Origin of the sequence: Galbibacter pacificus (assembly GCF_029603165.1) — a bacterium.
Taxonomy (GTDB): domain Bacteria; phylum Bacteroidota; class Bacteroidia; order Flavobacteriales; family Flavobacteriaceae; genus Galbibacter; species Galbibacter pacificus.
In genome coordinates, this window is record NZ_JAQSVC010000001.1 from 637,274 (window position 1) to 654,899 (window position 17,626).

Consider the following 17,626-nt stretch of genomic DNA (forward strand, 5'->3'; position numbering starts at 1 on the left):
ATGTTACAGTGTAAAAAGGCATATTGGGTGGGGATTTTTGCAATAGCGACCCTCTATTCCTGTGCACCGACCTTGGATACTGTACAGGAAGATACAACGGTGGTTCCCGATCAGTATAAAAACCAGTCGGGCGATAGCTTAAATACGGCCCGGATAAAGTGGAGCGAGTATTTTACAGATCCGTACCTGGACACGATTATCGACGTGGCACTGAAAAACAATCAGGAACTCAATATTACCTTACAGGAAATTGAGATAGCCAGAAACGAAATCAGGGCCAAAAAAGGGGAGTACCTGCCTTTTATAGGGTTGACCGGTGCCGCTGGATTTGACAAAAAAGCAAGATATACCAGTCAGGGTGCTAGCGAAGCTACCACCGACATCAGACCCGGGGAAGAAATGCCTGAGCCGCTACCGGATTTTATGGTAGGGGCTTATGCTTCCTGGGAAGTTGATATCTGGGGAAAGCTTCACGATGCAAAAAAAGCCGCCGTGAGCAGGTACCTATCTACCGTAGAGGGCAAAAACTTTGTGATGACCAACCTGATTGCTGAGATTGCCAACTCGTATTACGAATTATTGGCACTCGATAATCAGTTGGATATTGTGAACAAAAACGTGGAAATCCAAACCAATGCGCTCAAAATCGTAAAGCTGCAAAAACAGGCTGCCCGTGTTACCGAGTTGGCCGTTCGTAAGTTTGAAGCAGAGGTGTTAAAGACCAAGAGCCTTCAGTACGATATCCAGCAAAAAATAACGGAAACCGAAAATAAAATCAATTTTCTGGCCGGTAGGTACCCACAGCACATTGAGAGAAACCCGGTTGCTTTTAACGATTTGGCAATGAAATCCATTAGTACGGGGGTTCCGTCGCAATTGTTGGAAAACCGTCCGGATGTAAAAGCCGCCGAACTGGAGCTTGCAGCCTCCAAGCTGGATGTAAAAGTGGCCAAAAAAAGGTTTTATCCATCGCTTGATATTTCAGCGGGAATAGGTTTTCAGGCCTTTAATCCCAAGTATTTGTTCACGGCACCCGAATCCCTGCTTTATTCTTTGGCCGGAGACATAACGGCCCCTTTGATCAACAGGAACGAAATTAAGGCCACATATTACAGTGCCAATGCCAAACAGATACAGGCGGTTTATAATTATGAAAAGACCATATTGAATGCCTATGTAGAAGTTGCAAACCAGTTGGCCAAGATTGATAATCTAGAAAAGAGTTATGACCTTAAATCACAGGAAGTAGCGGCGCTTACCAAATCCATTGAAATATCCAACGTACTTTTTAAATCGGCAAGGGCAGATTATATGGAAGTATTGATGACGCAACGCGACGCACTTGAATCCAAATTTGAACTGGTAGAGACCAAAATGCAGCAGATGAATGCCATGGTCGATGTTTACCGTGCCCTTGGTGGCGGGTGGAATTAAGCAAGAACCCTAATAATGTTCGTAATTTAAAATAGTGGTTAGCAACTTTATCCAATAATTTGGATAATTACCCGAAGCCTTCAAGACTTATTTGTCTTGGAGGCTTTTTTTCTTTAACCATGCATACCACAACACCATTTAACTATGATTGTGATGTTTACTCTTCTATACAGACACATAGTTTTATAGGCCTTGAAAAATTGTCCGGTTTTTGTAATGAGTCAAATCATTAAATATAACCTTTCTCGAAACAAACCGATTATCTCCATGAATGGTATAAACATCATTCACATTAATTTCAACCATATGATTGAATAATGTAATTATATGTACTCTGTTGAGTAATTAATTTTTAGATTCTTAAAAAAATCGCATAAAAATTTTTCTAAACGGGAAAATTTTCTACTTTTGGAAAACCTAAATTTTTTACTATAATAACAATACCTACTGATGAGCATTCTAACTATACGAATAGCATTAGCTGCTATAGCGGCTTTTTTATATGCGATACCTGCAATTTCACAGAAACAATACGATGAAAGCTTAAGTCCTGAAAACATTCAGTACGGACTTTATTATCAGACTGGTCCCGGTTCAAATAATACATTGAACTGGACATATCCGTATGGCTCTAAGATTACCATGAATGCCGGGGCATATAGGAATTTTGAATTGCTTACCACTCATTATCCGGACGGAAGCTTAATGCTTCGTCAATGGACCCCCGCAGCTAATAGCTGGACAAATTGGAGAGAAGTTCTGGTCAAAAAGGAAAATGGCTTTCTGGGCTTAGGAATAGCAGAACCCCAGGCGCGATTGGATGTTCATCAGGAAATGCGCCTTAGTAGCATTAATGAAAGGGATAATGTTTATTTAAGGATCAATAGGGGAGATTCTGGAAGAGATCGAGCATTGGTGTCATTTGGGCAAGGTAATGAATATGTGTGGCATGTAGGCCTTTTGTATCGCGGTGGGGGAGCCAATTCGGATTTTTTTATTAGTCAGCGCAGCGAAATCAGAGACGGGAATGGAAACTTTGTACATACTCCTGATTTTACCATTACACAGAACGGAAATGTGGGCATTGGCTCTATTTCTCCTGACGCCAAGCTGATGGTAGCAGGGGATATCCATGCCAGTGAAGTAAGGCTGGATCTAAATGGTACCGTTCCTCCTGATTATGTATTTAAAGAGGGCTACTATTTAAAAAGTTTAAAAGAGGTTGAAAACCATATCAATGAAAAAGGTCATTTACCAAACATCCCTTCAGCAGAAGAAATGGAAGAAGAGGGGATCAATCTTAAGGGAATGAACCTGAAATTATTGGAGAAGATAGAAGAATTGACACTGTATACCATTCAACAACAAAAAATGATAAATGAGCAGAATAAACGAATTGAAAAAATAGAAAGCCTGTATTATAAAAATAAAGGACATTCCAATAATCAATAATACCAACTAAACTGAACTATCATGAAATATAACCATTTGCTTTGTAATATAATAATGTTACTATGCTTAAACTCTGCAATGAGCCAAATCCAAACGGGTGTATATAAAACGACTCCCGGAAACACAGATTATCATCAATTTGTAAGAAATGGGAATGGAGCAGCTGTTTATATCAATCAGGTATCGTCTAATGCAGCCCATCCTATTTTGAAGCTGTCTAGTGGTACTTCTCAGGCTAATAGAAATGTAAAATTAATTGTCGAAAACAATGGCTTTCTCGGGATAGGTACTGAACAGGCTACTTCAAATTTACATGTTTCATCTGGTATCGATGGTGATGCCATTATTTTATTGGAATCGGATACGGATAACAGTAATGAAGCTGATAATCCTATGATTAAATTTAGGCAAGATGGTGATATTATAGGGGTCAATATGGGTTTTTCAACCAATTTTGGAGAAAATCTTTTTGGAATAGGAGTTAGAAATACAACAAACGGGGGAGAAATATGGGATACTTTTATTGTAGATGTAACCAGAAATAGAATTGGGATAGGAACTAACAACCCCGATTCTAAATTGACAGTAAAAGGCAATATCCATGCCCAGGAGCTAAAACTTAATCTCAATGGATCAGTAGCTCCGGATTATGTTTTTAATGATGGTTATGATTTAAAAACATTGGAAGAGGTTGAGTTGCATATAAGGGAAAAGGGGCATTTGCCGAACATTCCTTCTGCAGAAGAAATGGAAGAAGAGGGGATCAATCTTAAGGAAATGAACCTGAAATTATTGGAGAAAATAGAAGAATTGACGTTATATACCATTGAGCATAAAAAGTTAATCAGAGAACAGGGCAATATGATAATTGATCTTAAAAATGAAATACATGAACTAAAATCAGGGAAGAATGACTAAGGATTTTATTAATACAGTCATGGTTTTGTTGCCATTATTGGCTTTTTCACAATCTAATATATTTCCAGGGTCTGGAAATGTAGGGGTCGGCGTGGATAATCCCATAGGTAAATTAGAAATTATTAAGAATTCTGACCTGTCTAGTTCACTATCGATGCCAAATAGTTCACTGTTGTTAAGAAGTGGATTAGAAGATTATAGTGCAACATTGCGATTCGGTGTTGATGGTAATAATATGAAAGCCGTCATTCAAACGCAACAAACAACTTCGGCGGCAAAATATGATCTATTAATCAACCCATATGGTGGAAATGTAGGAATAGGGACAAAAAGCCCTCTAGGAAAGCTTCATTTGAAAGGGGACTTATATTTGGACGGCACTGAGTCAGTTAATGGGTGGGCGAGAACCAGAGTTCATTGGAAAGGACATTCATTGATTTTTGGAACCCTTCCAGGACGCTACGCACATAATTTAATTGAATTAAAGCCCGGTGGTTCAACTAGTGGAGAGTTATATTCTTCGATGGAGTTCTACCAAGCTATTGGGGAAAACAATCATGAGAAAAGAATACGTATAATTTCACATAGCGGTTATCCTACATTTTTCAATGCAGGAAACGTGGGAATAGGCACTGAAGACCCCGGTTCATGGAAACTAGCCGTCAACGGTAAAATAAGAGCCAAAGAAGTAAAAGTGGAAACCAGTTGGAGCGACTTCGTCTTTGAAAACGATTATGAACTACCAACCCTTGAAGAAGTCGAAAAGCATATTCAAGAAAAGGGACATTTAAAGGATATCCCATCAGACAAGGAAGTAGCGAAGGAAGGGATCTACCTAGGGGAGATGGATGCCAAACTGTTGCAGAAGATCGAAGAATTGACCCTTTATATTATAGAACAGAATAAAAGAATAGAAGCTTTAGAAGATAAACTTGACAACTGTAACCATCATGATAAATAGTATGAAAACCAGCGTGATTTTTTACTGCCTTTTAATAACATTTATTTCTTTTTCCTATGGCCAGCAGGCCAACTATGATGTATCGGCTGCTGATGGAAATGGATTCCGGTTTTGGGGCGGCAACAATAGTTATAAGGTACATATGGGAAATACGGGCGAATATCATTATGGGCCCGTTACCGGTTACAGTATTAAGATGAATATGAACGAATCCCTCGGAAGAGGGTGGACATGGGGAGTTTCCGGTTTGACCCCAATAGCGGCATTAAATAATCAGGGCAATTTTCAAGTGGCAGGAAATTTAGTAGCCCTAAAAAAATTAGGGATAGGGATTGCCAACCCAACTACTTACATAGATATTATAAATAGCGAGGTTAGCGAAAGCTTTTTAAGATTTCGGGTTGCGGATGCTTTGGATGACTATTTTATGATTGCCAACACTACAACCGAAGACGGGCAATTTATCCCGCTACTTAAGGCAAGACATGTAACAGATAACAGGGCGGCAATAACCTTATTGGGAGAGATTGGCCCTAGTAACGATACAGGTAATGCACCTGTGATGTCCTTTGATGCCAGGAAGATTAATGCAGAGGTGGTCAACAGGCCTTTATTTTCATGGGCAAATTATTCGGACCGTTTAATGACTTTGGATGCCCAGGGCAGGTTGGGGTTAGGGACTACAACTACTCCAAAGAGCAAATTGGAGGTAAAGGGCGTAATTACTTCCTCCTCTACGACCTCCTCAAATTATGTCACAAGTTTTTTTGTAAGCGGTGATGGCAATGCCTATATGAATTTTGTTGGGGGAGATGCAGATAGTAGGGTCGGTTTCCAGATTGACGGAGGCAGTGCCATGAGCATATATAATGATAGAAGTGTGGGGATCAATACATCAAGCACCGGAAGTCATAAGCTTGCAGTTGGCGGTTCTATTGGAGCACAGGAGGTAAAAGTAGAAGTGGGCGGTTGGAGCGACTTCGTCTTCGAAAACGATTATGATCTGCCAACATTGGAAGAAGTAGAAAAATACATTCATGAAAAGGGACATTTAAAAGATATCCCATCAGCTAAGGAGGTAGAAAAGAATGGAATCTTTTTAGGAGAGATGAATGCTAAACTATTGCAGAAGATAGAAGAGCTTACACTTTATGTAATTGAAACAAATAAGGAAAACATAAAGCTTAACAGTAAAATCCTTGAATTAGAGAAAAAAATAGATGAACTGAAAAATTAAAAATTAGTTTATGAAATACATGTTATCAATGGTATTGATTTTAGCTTTTATGTCTATTGATGTGAAGGCGCAATGGGAAGTCAAAAACGGGACTTCCTTTATAGTCAACTCCCATATAAATAGGGAAAACGATTTTGGTTTTAACTTGGAAACAACCGGAGGGAATTATGGTTATTTCATTGAAAATAATAATACCGGAACAAATCAGCAAACATTTTATTTCGGGCAATCAAATGGAAGTAAAAACATTTTTGGAATAAGCAGTTCGTCAGATACAGGTGGTTCTTGGGAAAGCAGATTGGTAATCAATCAAAATGGGTTTATCGGCATAGGGACTAATTCTCCCGAATATATATTAGATGTAAAAAAAGGTATCAGGATAAGGAAATCAACCTTTGGAGTAACCATGGCCAGTTCAGATAACGGTTGGCTTCGGGATGAATGGCTCACAGGTAATTATGGTCCTGTACAATGGAATCAGAACACGCAGAAATGGTCTCGTCCATCGGGAGATTATAACGATATAGGTGGGGTTTTATGGCAAGATGAAGGAACATATTTTATTAGAGATCATGGAGGGGATAATCTAGAATACTCAAACAAAGAATTATTAGAACAAGCTTTTTTATTTGCCGACATAGTAAATGGCAATATTGGCATAGGCACAGCAGATCCCGGCTCATGGAAATTAGCGGTCAATGGAAAAATAAGGGCAAAGGAAATCAAAGTAGAGACCGGATGGAGCGATTTTGTTTTTGAAGAAAACTACAATCTGCCTACCCTTGAAGAAGTGGAAAAACACATTCAAGAGAAAGGACATTTAAAGGACATCCCATCAGCAAAAGAGGTAGCGAAAGAAGGAATTTATCTAGGAGAAATGGACGCAAAATTGTTACAAAAGATCGAGGAACTCACCCTTTATGCAATCGATCAAGAGAAAAGAATGGATAACTATGAAAATGTCATTGAATATTTGACCGAAGTGATAAAAAATCAACAGGAATCAATTGAAAAATTACAAGAAGCACATGACTAAAAAAATAATTCTTTTACTGGTAAGTGCAATAGGTTGCTTGAATACGAATGCGCAATCCTATTCTGGCATTTTAACTCATACCAACAGCTACTTTACCATAAAGCCATTCAACTCATCGTATGATGACGGTTATGGTGCCCGATTGTTTTATGATGGAAATAAAAAGGCATTGATATTCTGGAACATAGATCCAGGTTACCAATATACTAATATTGAAGTTGGAAATATTAACTCATATGATATTAAATCTGAAAAAATCAATGCTGGTAGATTAATATTGGAGGATAAACTAGGAATAGGAACAATCAGCCCTAGCTCTCCATTATCTATAAGTGTTGGGGGGCAAGGTATAAATTTTGCATATGGCACCAACTCTAGTGGTTATACGCTAAATGTTGGTGTAAATGATGATGGGGTTAATATTGAGAACAGCTCTTCTGTTAGAGGATATAATTTTAAAAATTCTAGGGGTACTTTACTTACAATTTCTCATAAGGGGAATGCTTTTCTGAATGGAAAATTCGAAGCCAAGGAAATAAAAGTCACCGCCACGCCCACGGCCGATTTTGTATTCAATGAAGGTTACAATTTACCAAGTTTAGATTTTATAGAAAGTTATGTAAAGAAAAACAAGCACCTCCCAGAAGTAGCATCTGCTGAAGAAATGAAGGAAAATGGTGTAAATATAGGGGAATTCCAAATTAAACTCTTGCAGAAGATCGAGGAACTTACACTTTATACAATTACCCAAGAAAAGAAATTAAAAGAATATGGGGTATTGGAAAATAAGTATAAAATGCTTCAGGAAAAAGTGATAGTTATGGAGCGGTTAATCAATCAGTTAATAGAAAAAGAAAATCAACAGCCATGAAAATAAAATTACTTGTAATGATTTTTGTATGCTTGACATCTTATGCCATACAAGCACAATCTGAAGAATATAAAATTAAATTTAGCTACGATAGTGCGGGCAATCAGATTTTAAGGGACCGTGTGTGCGTGAATTGTTCCAGTGCCAAAACGACTGCTCCTAAAAAAGAGCTAGTGGCTGAAACCCCTGAGGAAGAGGAAAAAATAGAAGAAACCGATAATCGATCTATGATTACCGCTTACCCGAACCCAGTTACCGATTTGTTGAATGTCATGTGGGTAGAAAGCGAGAATGCCGTAAAGCAGGTGGCCATATATGGTACAGACGGGCGGCTCCTGTTTACGCAAGAGATCAACTCCAAGTCAGGGCAGTTAAACATGGATTTCGGGAGGTACCCTTCGGGACTGTACTTGCTGTTGGTAACGTATCAAGACAACCATCAAGAAACTTTTAAAGTGATTAAAAAATAGCCTAAATATTACTTCATGAAAAAACTACTACTCGTTATATTTATAGCTGGCCTTATGATTCCTAATGCTCTTTCGCAGGAATTAGAAGTGAAAACAATCAAAGCGAAAGAGGTAACCCAAGAAGTCAAAGAGATGGAGGTTGCCGAAAACCAAATAAAGAAACAACCCATAATAGCGTCTAGGGGCTCCGGTGGTACCATAACAGGAAGTACCATGGGAGCACTTTCGGTGTCCTTGACAGGAGGCGCAAATTACAATATCCCAATTGATGTGCCACCCGGTCTTAATGGTGTTCAACCTGAAATTTCCCTAACGTATAATAGTCAGGGAGGGAATGGACTGGCCGGTTGGGGGTGGAATATTTCGGGTATTTCAATGATTACAAGGATTCCTTCAACACAATACCATGATAACAAAATAGATGGGGTAGATTTTGATGCTAATGACCGCTTTTCGTTCGATGGACAACGTTTGATATTAAAAAGTGGGTCCTATGGAGGGAGTGGAGCTGTATATCAAACAGAAAATTATTCAAATGTCAAGATCACCTCTTATGGTACGCACCCCATAAGTGGGGTAAATGGGCCTAAATACTTTACGGTCCGATATCCGGATGGGTCTTTTGCACATTATGGATTGACCAATGATTCTAGAAGTAGGGTTGACTATGCTATATCTTATTGGGAAAACCCACAAGGAGTACGTATTAATTACATATATTCTTCAGACAATAACGGAATAAAAATAGATAAGATCAGTTATGGAGCCAGAGCAGATAATGCACCTATAAATACCATTGAATTTAAATATGAGGATAGAGAGCGTAAAGAGCAATCTTATATAAACGGCATCAGTTTTATAAGGTCTCAATTACTAACTCAAATACAAGTAAAAGGCAAAGGAAGTGTTGGTTATAGAAATTATGTATTGACACATGATCATACAAGCCTGGGGTATGATCGGTTAATCAAGGTTCAAGAGAAGACGGGCGATAATAGCCTGTCAAGAAACCCCATTACCTTTAGTTATGGGAGTACGGCAAATAGTATCGTTCCTACGAACAGGCAACCCGAAGATCTTTCCGTGATTAATATAGAACAAAGAAATTCACAGTATGTTTCGATGGATTTCACGGGGAATGGCAAAATGGACTTTGCCATTTACCCAACCACCGGAACAGAAGCAAAGAAAAAGTTTTGGTTATTTGAGGATATCCAAAACAGTACTTATACAAATTTTGGGCATGAAGTATCTACCGGAGGAAAGTTTGAGGATATTTTTCCGGTTACGTTTTTAAATTACCAAAATAAACTCATGCCAAATCAGGCTGTGGTAGTGATTCAAAATATTTCCAACAACCGCACAAAATTCAAAGTTATTGGATATGGCGGTGCTGCACAACCGGTTGCATTGAAGTATGAAAAAACATGGGACGCTCCAACCTATCGGACCGTTGATGAATGTGCACCGGAAGTTGATCCTGATCACGGTATAAGCACTCATCGCATGCCTCAAAAGTATATGGCAGGTGATTTTGATGGTGATGGACTTACAGATATATTAAGTATTTCCAGAACATATAACGAATTTAATTGTTATAGGGACCCCGATCAGTCAGGTCATGCGAAACCCATTTGTGATTGTCAATCATATACGGTAAACAGCTCCCAAGTAAGGCTGATTTCACTGGACAGAAATACTGATATAAACGATACGACCACACGATTGGGAAATTTAAATTATTATTTGAAAGATTCCGATCAGATTCATGCATTAGATGTAAACGGAGATGGAAAAACGGATATTATTCAGTTCCGAGAAGGAAAAGCATATGTATATGGTTTGAATGAAGATAATACCTCTCTAGAACTTTTATGGTCATTGAGTGATACCAGGATAAAAATGGATTTTAGAATATTGCCGGGGGATTACAACGGAGATGGAAAAGCCGATTTCTTGATTCCTGTGGCAGATGATTCCAGTGTATTTACGCTTTTTATGTCCAAAGGTAATGGTTTTCAAGTGTTTGGTAACACTCCTTATCCATTTAAATATAAAAAGTACAATACCGATAATTACCCTTCAACTGTTAAAGGATATGATTTGATACCGGTGGATATCAACGGGGATAATAGAACTGATATTATAGATTTTCAGAATATAACATATGAGAATGGAGTTAATGGTTCTCAGACCATTAAATTATATCAAAATACGGTATCATCCACATCGGATGCCAAACCTTATTTTTCATATGCAGCCACGGGATATTATACGGGTGAACTAGAGCATTTTCCCGTTCCTATATTTTTAAGCTCAAACAGGCCCAATGGAAATTTGGATTTTGCTACCATGAGTGATAATTCAGTGACTTCATTTGAGTTTACCAAAGACCACCGAAAGGAGGTTTTACTGAAGTCGGTCACTAACAATGGCATTTCCACAGACATAGCATATGGTAAAGTAGATATTTATTATACAGGAGATGGTGGATATTATTCACAGGTATACAGCGCCGGGACTACACAAACCTATCCATATGTAAATGTCGATGTGGCCCCTTCGTTTAATGTAGTAAGTGAATTGGAGCAAACGGGAGCTGGAATGACCCGAAAAAAACAGTTCTATTATAAAGGAGCCGTGTCGCATGCTACAGGTTTGGGCTTTTTAGGTTTTACCAGGGTCATGCGTAGTAATTGGCAAGGGACCGATGTCGAAACTATATGGAATATCTCAGATCACGATCCGATGTTACGGGGTGCCGTTACGGAAGAATGGGTGTCAACTTCATCCTATCCCAGAGATAATTTAAGTCATACCACTTACGACTATGATTACAAGCTCATAGCAAACCCAAGTTCTCCGTCAAGACCTCAATATGATTCTGACATACAAATAGATTTCCCCATTTCGGGCCAAAAAACAGATGAGGCCTCAAATTCCATCACACTTTTGCCCGGTTTTTATGCCAATGGGAGCAATGGCTCCTATATCGCCAGGGTTGTGCCTCCCGAGGACCAACCGGGGGCCAGTGGGTATGCGGGCGTTTCCGATTTAACATTAAAGAAAACAACGAGTGAGAATGTGTTGACGGGCGTTACAACCACAGAGACATATACCTATGATGATTATAAGAACGTTACAAAGGCTTATACGACCTTCCCGGGGGGAAGCAAGACAATTACCTATCAATATAGTAATAACCCGTCTGCAAGCAGCACTTCATTTCATATTGGGCGAATTACCAATAAAACCGAGCGAACGGTTCTGGAAGGGAATTCCATGACCTCGGAAGAAGCTTATACTTACGAAGGTAATTTGGTTAAAACCCTAAAGAAACGTGGAAGCGGTACGGATTGGTTAACGGAAACATTTGCCTATGATGAAAACGGAAACGTACTCTCCAAGCAACTGAGCGGGGGAGGGGTCATAAGGACTGAAAAATTTGAATATGCCTCAACCTATGATAAACGTTTTTTAACGAAATCGACAGATGTTGAAGGGCTTTCAACCACTTATACCTATGATGTTGTTACCGGTAATCCGGCAACCACATCCAATCCCTATGGACTTACAACGACTTTTACCTATGATGCATGGGATCGATTGGTAACGGAAAAGAATTATTTGAACAAGACCACTACGCATGTTTATGCACCGCAAACAGGAGGAGGGATGAAAGTTACTACCAGTTATCCCGAAGGCGCCAAAGAAGAGGCGGTGTACAATGTCTTTGGATGGAAAACACGTTCCGGTACCTTGAGCTTGAATGGGCAATGGATATACAAAGCTTATGAATATGATATATTGGGGAGAAAGGTAAGGGTTAGCGAGCCTTATACCGGTGGCTCCAGTCAATGGAACGAAACAAAATTTGATGAGTACGGACGAATTATTGACCAAATCTTATTTAACGGGAAAGATATAGGTATAACCTATAGCGGCCTGTCTTCCACTGTAAACGATGGCACTAAAATGGTTACAACAACGGTGGATGCGCTAGGGAATAAAGTAAAAGTAACCGACCCGGGAGGAGCGGTCAACTATACGTATTATCCTAATGGAGTTATGAAGACAGCCAATTATGGAGGTCACGAGGTAACGGTACAAATAGATGGTTGGGGAAGAAAAACCAAACTCACCGATCCGGCAGCGGGCACCTATACCTACGAATATGATATTTTAGGGCAACTGTTAAAAGAGACAACGCCAAAAGGTTCTACTGAATATACGTATAGCACAGTTGGTAAAATGCTCACCAAAAAATTAACTGGCGATCATACCAATATGTCACTTACCTATCAGTATAATGGGACGACTAAATTAATCAGTTCCATAACTGGGGTCAACAATACGGATACAGAGACCTATAATTATACCTATACGTACGATTCGTACAAAAGGCCATACACGGTTAAAGAAGTAAACAGCAAAGCTTCTTTTGAGAAGCGGATGAGTTACGATGGCTATGGAAGGATAAACACAGAAACGTATATATCCAAAAACTTGGGCGACGGAACATCGAGTACCATTGTCACTAAAAATGTTTACGATCCATCCTCGGGCCTTTTGGAAGAGATCAGGAATAATGCCACAGCTGCGGTTTTATGGAAGATCAATGAACTCAACGCCCGCGGACAGGCTTTGGATATTACTTTGGGTAACGGAATGACCCAAACCACTACCTACGATGCCTATGGATATGTAGATAAAGTGGTAGACCAAAAGAAAAATAGCACCAATACCATTACAGCTTTAAATTTGGATTATAGCTTTAACGTACAGCGGGGAACACTGAATAATAGAAAGAACAATAAATTTGGTTGGAACGAGAGCTTTGCGTATGACAATCTGGACCGTTTAAAGACCATAAACGGTAGCGTATCCAAAACCATGACCTTTGACGATAGGGGGCGGATAACCAAAAATACGGATATAGGGGATTATGCGTACGAGAGCAACAATATGTATCGCTTAAAGGAGATTACGCCCAACACCAAAGGCAGTACGTATTATGAACAGCACCCTACGCAACAGATTTCGTACAATGCATTTAAAAAACCGGTGGAGATTATAGAAGAGGGCCATGGCAGGGCAAATTTTGAGTACAGCCCGATGCTCAACCGGAGCCATGCCTATTATGGGGGCACACAAACGAACAAAGAAGAAAGACGGTACCACAAACATTATTCTTCCATAATTCCGGCAGAAATTGTGGAAGATACTCAAACCAGCAGTACCAAAATAATAACCTATATAGCAGGCGATGCCTATTCGGCGCCTATTGCACATATCAAAAAGACAGGGAGTGGAGCTGTAGATGAATTTCACTACCTTCATCGAGATTATTTGGGCAGTATAATGGCAATAACAGATGCCTCTGGAGCCATTAAAGAACAACGCCAATTTGGTGCATGGGGAACGGTAGATAAGTTTTGGAGTAGTAGTGGTGCCACTGCCTTTAACCACGAAAGCTTATTAGGTAGGGGTTATACAGGGCACGAACATTTTTTTGAGATAGGACTTATCCACATGAATGGCCGTATGTACGATGCCAATTTAGGTAGGTTCCTCTCTCCCGACAACTTTATACAAAATCCATATAATACCCAAAACTTTAACAGATATGGTTATGTGCTGAATAATCCGTTACTTTATAACGACCCTAGTGGAGAGTTCTTTTTCTTAGCAGTAGCCATTGGTGCTGCAATAGGGGCAATAACACAGGCTCTCAAGCCCGGAGCAAATTTTGGTTCGATTCTTGGGGGTGCATTGATTGGAGCCGCAGCAGGAATGATTGGTGCCGGCGTAGGGAGTGTAGTTGCAGGTGGAGGATTTTTTAGCAGTGCTGCCGTATCATCATCTATGGGCTTTTGGGGCGGCGCAGCCAGTGGTTTTGCCGGAGGCTTTGCCGGTGGTTTTGTAGGCGGTGCTGGTAATGCGTGGCTTAATGGGGCAAATTTTGGAAGTGGTCTGGGTTCAGGGCTTAAAGCCGGGCTTATTGGTGGTGCAATGGGCGGTGCTATTAATGGTATTAGTAGTGGAATAAGAGCCGTAAACAATAATAGAACTTTTTGGTCAGGTAAAGAATGGAACGAATTTACTGTAGGTTATGGTGAAACGGATGCTTATCTAACTCTTGGGAAACAAAATTTTTCTACTAAGTGGGATACTGATTACAGTATGTCTATACCTCGAGTGCAGCAAAGTGGTTTATACGATTGTACTTATGCAACAAAGCTTTCAGCAGATAGATATTTTAATGTTCTTGGACAACAATCTAATAATAATAGTTGGTCTAAATTGGCTAATGCAGGTAGAGTCACGAATGCTAATACCCAAGGATTATACAAAGTATCAGGATACGGTGTAAATGCTTATAATAATGATTTAGTTCATACCTTTTCAGCTAAAAATTCATTGCCGTGGATGTTAAATGAAATGAAAATGAATAGAATGGTTCAAATCGCATGGAAACCATTAGGAGGGGGAGGTATTGGACATGCGAGTCTGATCTCTAGAGTTAGATATCTATCTGATTTTTCAAGATATGGAGTTCAAATAATGAATCCAGCGACAGGGAGTTATAATTGGATGTCTAGACGTGAATTATCTTCAATACATCAAATTTTTAGTTTATGGAAATAAAGAGAAATATATTGATATTATCATGTTTGTTTATTTTTAATATAAGTTTTGCTCAAGAATCTATTTTTAATCAAATGGACGAAAGGAATAAAATATCATATGAGATATTTAAAAAATGGTACGATATACAATGTGATTATGTCACAAAGAACAAGAGTAAATTGAGAGTAGAAGACTTGAGTAGAGTATTATGTAAAAATTTTAAATTGGATGAATTACACTGCATTAGTCTTCCTCTTTTTAAATTGAAAAAAGGGTTAAATGAATCAAAAATCAAGAGACAGGAGATGAGGAGTTATATTGATTTTAAATCTTCTGATTCTTTAAATTATATATTAGTTTATAAGGATAGAGAATTACTTACTTACTTCAACCCTATTATTAATGATGATGTAGATGAAGAAGAAATAGAAGAAAGGGTTTTTGAATCACTTTTAATTAAAGATGGAGGTAATTTAAGGTTGGTTAATCCAGTTGAAAATGATTGTTATTTTGGGATTATTGGATTGGATCCGATATACTCTTTATTTGAATTGACTAGTGTTAATGAAGTGTACGTAATGAATCCTTATTATACTCGAATGAGTATAGAAGATTATTTATTAAAGATTATAAAAATAAAAAACCTAAGGGAGATTATAAAGGGAAGATGATCAGATAAATTGCTATAGGTGTTGTAGCAAGTGGTTCTGTGTCAGGAGGTATTGGCAGTGTTCTCGGTGGTGGGAATTTTGGGGGTGGTGTCCGGCAAGGAGCTATCACAAGTGGGTCATATCAATAGGTGGCGAAAAATAAATTCTTTTATATTTTATCTTTGCTTATTAGAACAAACAAATAATTGCTATTTTTGTATATCAAAACTAACAAAATAGATTTTTTATTTGAACAGTTTAAGCAAAAATTAAAACACACTTCCCTTAATTTTGTCAGATCGGTGATGGAAGAGATCAATTGGAAGGCAAGGCTTATAGGAATCAAAGGAGCACGAGGTATTGGAAAGACCACCCTTTTACTGCAATATATCAAATTACATCTTGGCGGAGAACTGAACCGTACCTTATACGTAAGCTTGGATGATATCTGGTTTAACAACCATTCTCTGATTTCCTTGGTACGTGATTTTGAACGCCAAGGAGGGAAATACCTCTTTTTGGATGAAGTCCACAAATATCCCGGATGGGCACAAGAATTGAAAAATATCTATGATAGTTATCCGGAATTGAAAATTGTTTTTACGGGGTCATTGCTTATGGAAATACTGAATGCCCGTGCCGACCTAAGTCGAAGGACTGTGGTGTACACCATGCAGGGGTTTTCCTTTCGGGAGTATATAGGGGTGGAGACAGGAGCGGTCTTTGATAAGTTATATCTGAATCAAATCATGGAAAACCATTTAGAAGAAGCGCAAAGGATCAATGAAATGATAAAGCCGTTCCAGTATTTTGAGCCATACCTTAAACATGGCTATTATCCTTTCTATTTGGAACAGTCCGATCTATATGAAATGCGCCTGGGAGAAGTGGTCAATATGATTCTGGAAATTGAATTACCGTTATTACGGCATGTAGAACTGGCCTATGTGGCCAAGATAAAACAGCTATTGGTGATCATAGCCGAATCGGTTCCCTTTGTTCCCAATGTCAGCAAATTGAGCGATAAAATCGGTATCAACCGGGCCACTTTATTGTCATATCTGCATTATCTAGATGAAATTGGATTGACACAAAACCTGTTTAAAAATACCCAAGGCATCAGTAAGCTACAGAAACCTTCCAAAATATACTTGGACAATACCAACCTAATCTATTTGCTGGCACGGGAAAATGCCAATAAAGGGAATCTACGGGAAACCTTTTTTTCTAACCAATTGGCCTACAGGCATACACTTGGATATACAGAACAGGGAGATTTTATGGTGGATGACAGATTTACTTTTGAAATAGGGGGCAAGGGAAAGAACCAAAAACAAATCCGATTGGTGGAGAACGCATACATAGTAGCCGACGATATTTTGTATGGTTCCCAGAACAAGATTCCGTTATGGATGTTTGGCTTTCTTTATTAACAATAAATATAAGAAGAGGGTTTGGGGGACGTTAAAAAAGAAAAAATGGTTTATAAAATTAATAAGAAAGCGGTTCTTAAAAATTTAGATTATATAATTTTCATCACTATTGTGTATGCTGTGATTGTTTTGTATTATGAGGATTATAAAGTAGCATATACAATTAATGCTTTTACTTTATTTTATTTAATTCCCTTAATTGTTGTTATATTTTTATTCTGGGATTATTACTTTCATACCAAAGGACAAAAAGTTTTTTTCTCAGATGAGAATATAGTTGTGAAAACTGCAAAAGTGGATAAAAAATATGAGAAATCGGATGTTGAAAAAGTTACCCTATATGCAGCACCCTCATTTAGGAGGAATAGCACATTTAGGCTACTTCCTTTCGAGGCATTTCATTTTGTAGAAATAAAGATGAATAGTAGTAAGGGGGGTTATATATATAACATCTTTATCAGATCCTGAATTGTATTATAGTATTCAACAACAAAGTGTTTTAAAGGGGAAAATATATTATAAAAAGGGACTTAT

At 38.5% G+C, this 17,626-nt stretch carries 12 protein-coding genes; all 12 read left to right on the top strand.

The window, feature by feature from the left end; genetic code table 11:
* The 12 genes from PSF86_RS02545 (at position 1) to PSF86_RS02600 (ending at position 17,560) form a co-directional block, all read left to right on the top strand.
* A complete protein-coding gene (locus PSF86_RS02545) occupies positions 1-1,434 on the top strand; it encodes a TolC family protein (protein WP_277898491.1) in 1,434 nt (477 codons plus the stop codon).
* Positions 1,435-1,884: 450 nt separating this feature from the next.
* Entirely contained in the window at positions 1,885-2,886 is a 1,002-nt protein-coding gene (locus tag PSF86_RS02550; protein ID WP_277898492.1) for a hypothetical protein, read from the top strand.
* A gap of 21 nt (positions 2,887-2,907) precedes the next feature.
* Entirely contained in the window at positions 2,908-3,804 is an 897-nt protein-coding gene (locus PSF86_RS02555) for a tail fiber protein (RefSeq protein ID WP_277898493.1), read from the top strand.
* Positions 3,797-4,765: a hypothetical protein gene (locus PSF86_RS02560; protein WP_277898494.1), complete on the top strand. Its 969-nt coding sequence runs from the start codon at positions 3,797-3,799 to the stop codon at positions 4,763-4,765. The genes PSF86_RS02555 and PSF86_RS02560 overlap by 8 nt, the downstream gene beginning before the upstream one ends.
* A 1-nt stretch (position 4,766) precedes the next feature.
* Positions 4,767-6,002, top strand: coding sequence for a hypothetical protein (locus tag PSF86_RS02565; protein ID WP_277898495.1), 1,236 nt, complete (start codon positions 4,767-4,769; stop codon positions 6,000-6,002).
* Positions 6,003-6,012: 10 nt separating this feature from the next.
* Positions 6,013-7,038, top strand: coding sequence for a hypothetical protein (locus PSF86_RS02570; RefSeq protein WP_277898496.1), 1,026 nt, complete (start codon positions 6,013-6,015; stop codon positions 7,036-7,038).
* Positions 7,031-7,909 (top strand): hypothetical protein, encoded by an 879-nt coding sequence (locus PSF86_RS02575; RefSeq protein WP_277898497.1) that lies wholly within the window; start codon positions 7,031-7,033, stop codon positions 7,907-7,909. Before PSF86_RS02570 ends, PSF86_RS02575 begins: the two co-directional genes overlap by 8 nt.
* The gene (locus PSF86_RS02580) at positions 7,906-8,379 is read left to right on the top strand and encodes a T9SS type A sorting domain-containing protein (RefSeq protein WP_277898498.1); all 474 of its coding nucleotides are present in this window, start codon (positions 7,906-7,908) and stop codon (positions 8,377-8,379) included. The genes PSF86_RS02575 and PSF86_RS02580 overlap by 4 nt, the downstream gene beginning before the upstream one ends.
* A 15-nt stretch (positions 8,380-8,394) precedes the next feature.
* Positions 8,395-15,027, top strand: a complete 6,633-nt coding sequence (locus PSF86_RS02585) for an RHS repeat-associated core domain-containing protein (RefSeq protein ID WP_277898499.1) — start codon at positions 8,395-8,397, stop codon at positions 15,025-15,027.
* Positions 15,018-15,680, top strand: a complete 663-nt coding sequence (locus PSF86_RS02590) for a hypothetical protein (protein ID WP_277898500.1) — start codon at positions 15,018-15,020, stop codon at positions 15,678-15,680. The genes PSF86_RS02585 and PSF86_RS02590 overlap by 10 nt, the downstream gene beginning before the upstream one ends.
* A 284-nt stretch (positions 15,681-15,964) precedes the next feature.
* Positions 15,965-17,092: an ATP-binding protein gene (locus PSF86_RS02595; protein ID WP_277898501.1), complete on the top strand. Its 1,128-nt coding sequence runs from the start codon at positions 15,965-15,967 to the stop codon at positions 17,090-17,092.
* 21 nt (positions 17,093-17,113) lie between these two features.
* A complete protein-coding gene (locus PSF86_RS02600; protein ID WP_277898502.1) occupies positions 17,114-17,560 on the top strand; it encodes a PH domain-containing protein in 447 nt (148 codons plus the stop codon).
* The last annotated feature ends 66 nt before the right edge of the window (positions 17,561-17,626 follow it).

Coding starts and splice junctions, on each gene's coding strand:
- PSF86_RS02545 (WP_277898491.1), top strand. CDS start 1: ATGTTACAGTGTAAAAAGGCATATTGGGTGGGGATTTTTGCAATAGCG.
- PSF86_RS02560 (WP_277898494.1), top strand. CDS start 3,797: ATGACTAAGGATTTTATTAATACAGTCATGGTTTTGTTGCCATTATTG.
- PSF86_RS02585 (WP_277898499.1), top strand. CDS start 8,395: ATGAAAAAACTACTACTCGTTATATTTATAGCTGGCCTTATGATTCCT.
- PSF86_RS02550 (WP_277898492.1), top strand. CDS start 1,885: ATGAGCATTCTAACTATACGAATAGCATTAGCTGCTATAGCGGCTTTT.
- PSF86_RS02575 (WP_277898497.1), top strand. CDS start 7,031: ATGACTAAAAAAATAATTCTTTTACTGGTAAGTGCAATAGGTTGCTTG.
- PSF86_RS02590 (WP_277898500.1), top strand. CDS start 15,018: ATGGAAATAAAGAGAAATATATTGATATTATCATGTTTGTTTATTTTT.
- PSF86_RS02555 (WP_277898493.1), top strand. CDS start 2,908: ATGAAATATAACCATTTGCTTTGTAATATAATAATGTTACTATGCTTA.
- PSF86_RS02570 (WP_277898496.1), top strand. CDS start 6,013: ATGAAATACATGTTATCAATGGTATTGATTTTAGCTTTTATGTCTATT.
- PSF86_RS02595 (WP_277898501.1), top strand. CDS start 15,965: ATGGAAGAGATCAATTGGAAGGCAAGGCTTATAGGAATCAAAGGAGCA.
- PSF86_RS02565 (WP_277898495.1), top strand. CDS start 4,767: ATGAAAACCAGCGTGATTTTTTACTGCCTTTTAATAACATTTATTTCT.
- PSF86_RS02580 (WP_277898498.1), top strand. CDS start 7,906: ATGAAAATAAAATTACTTGTAATGATTTTTGTATGCTTGACATCTTAT.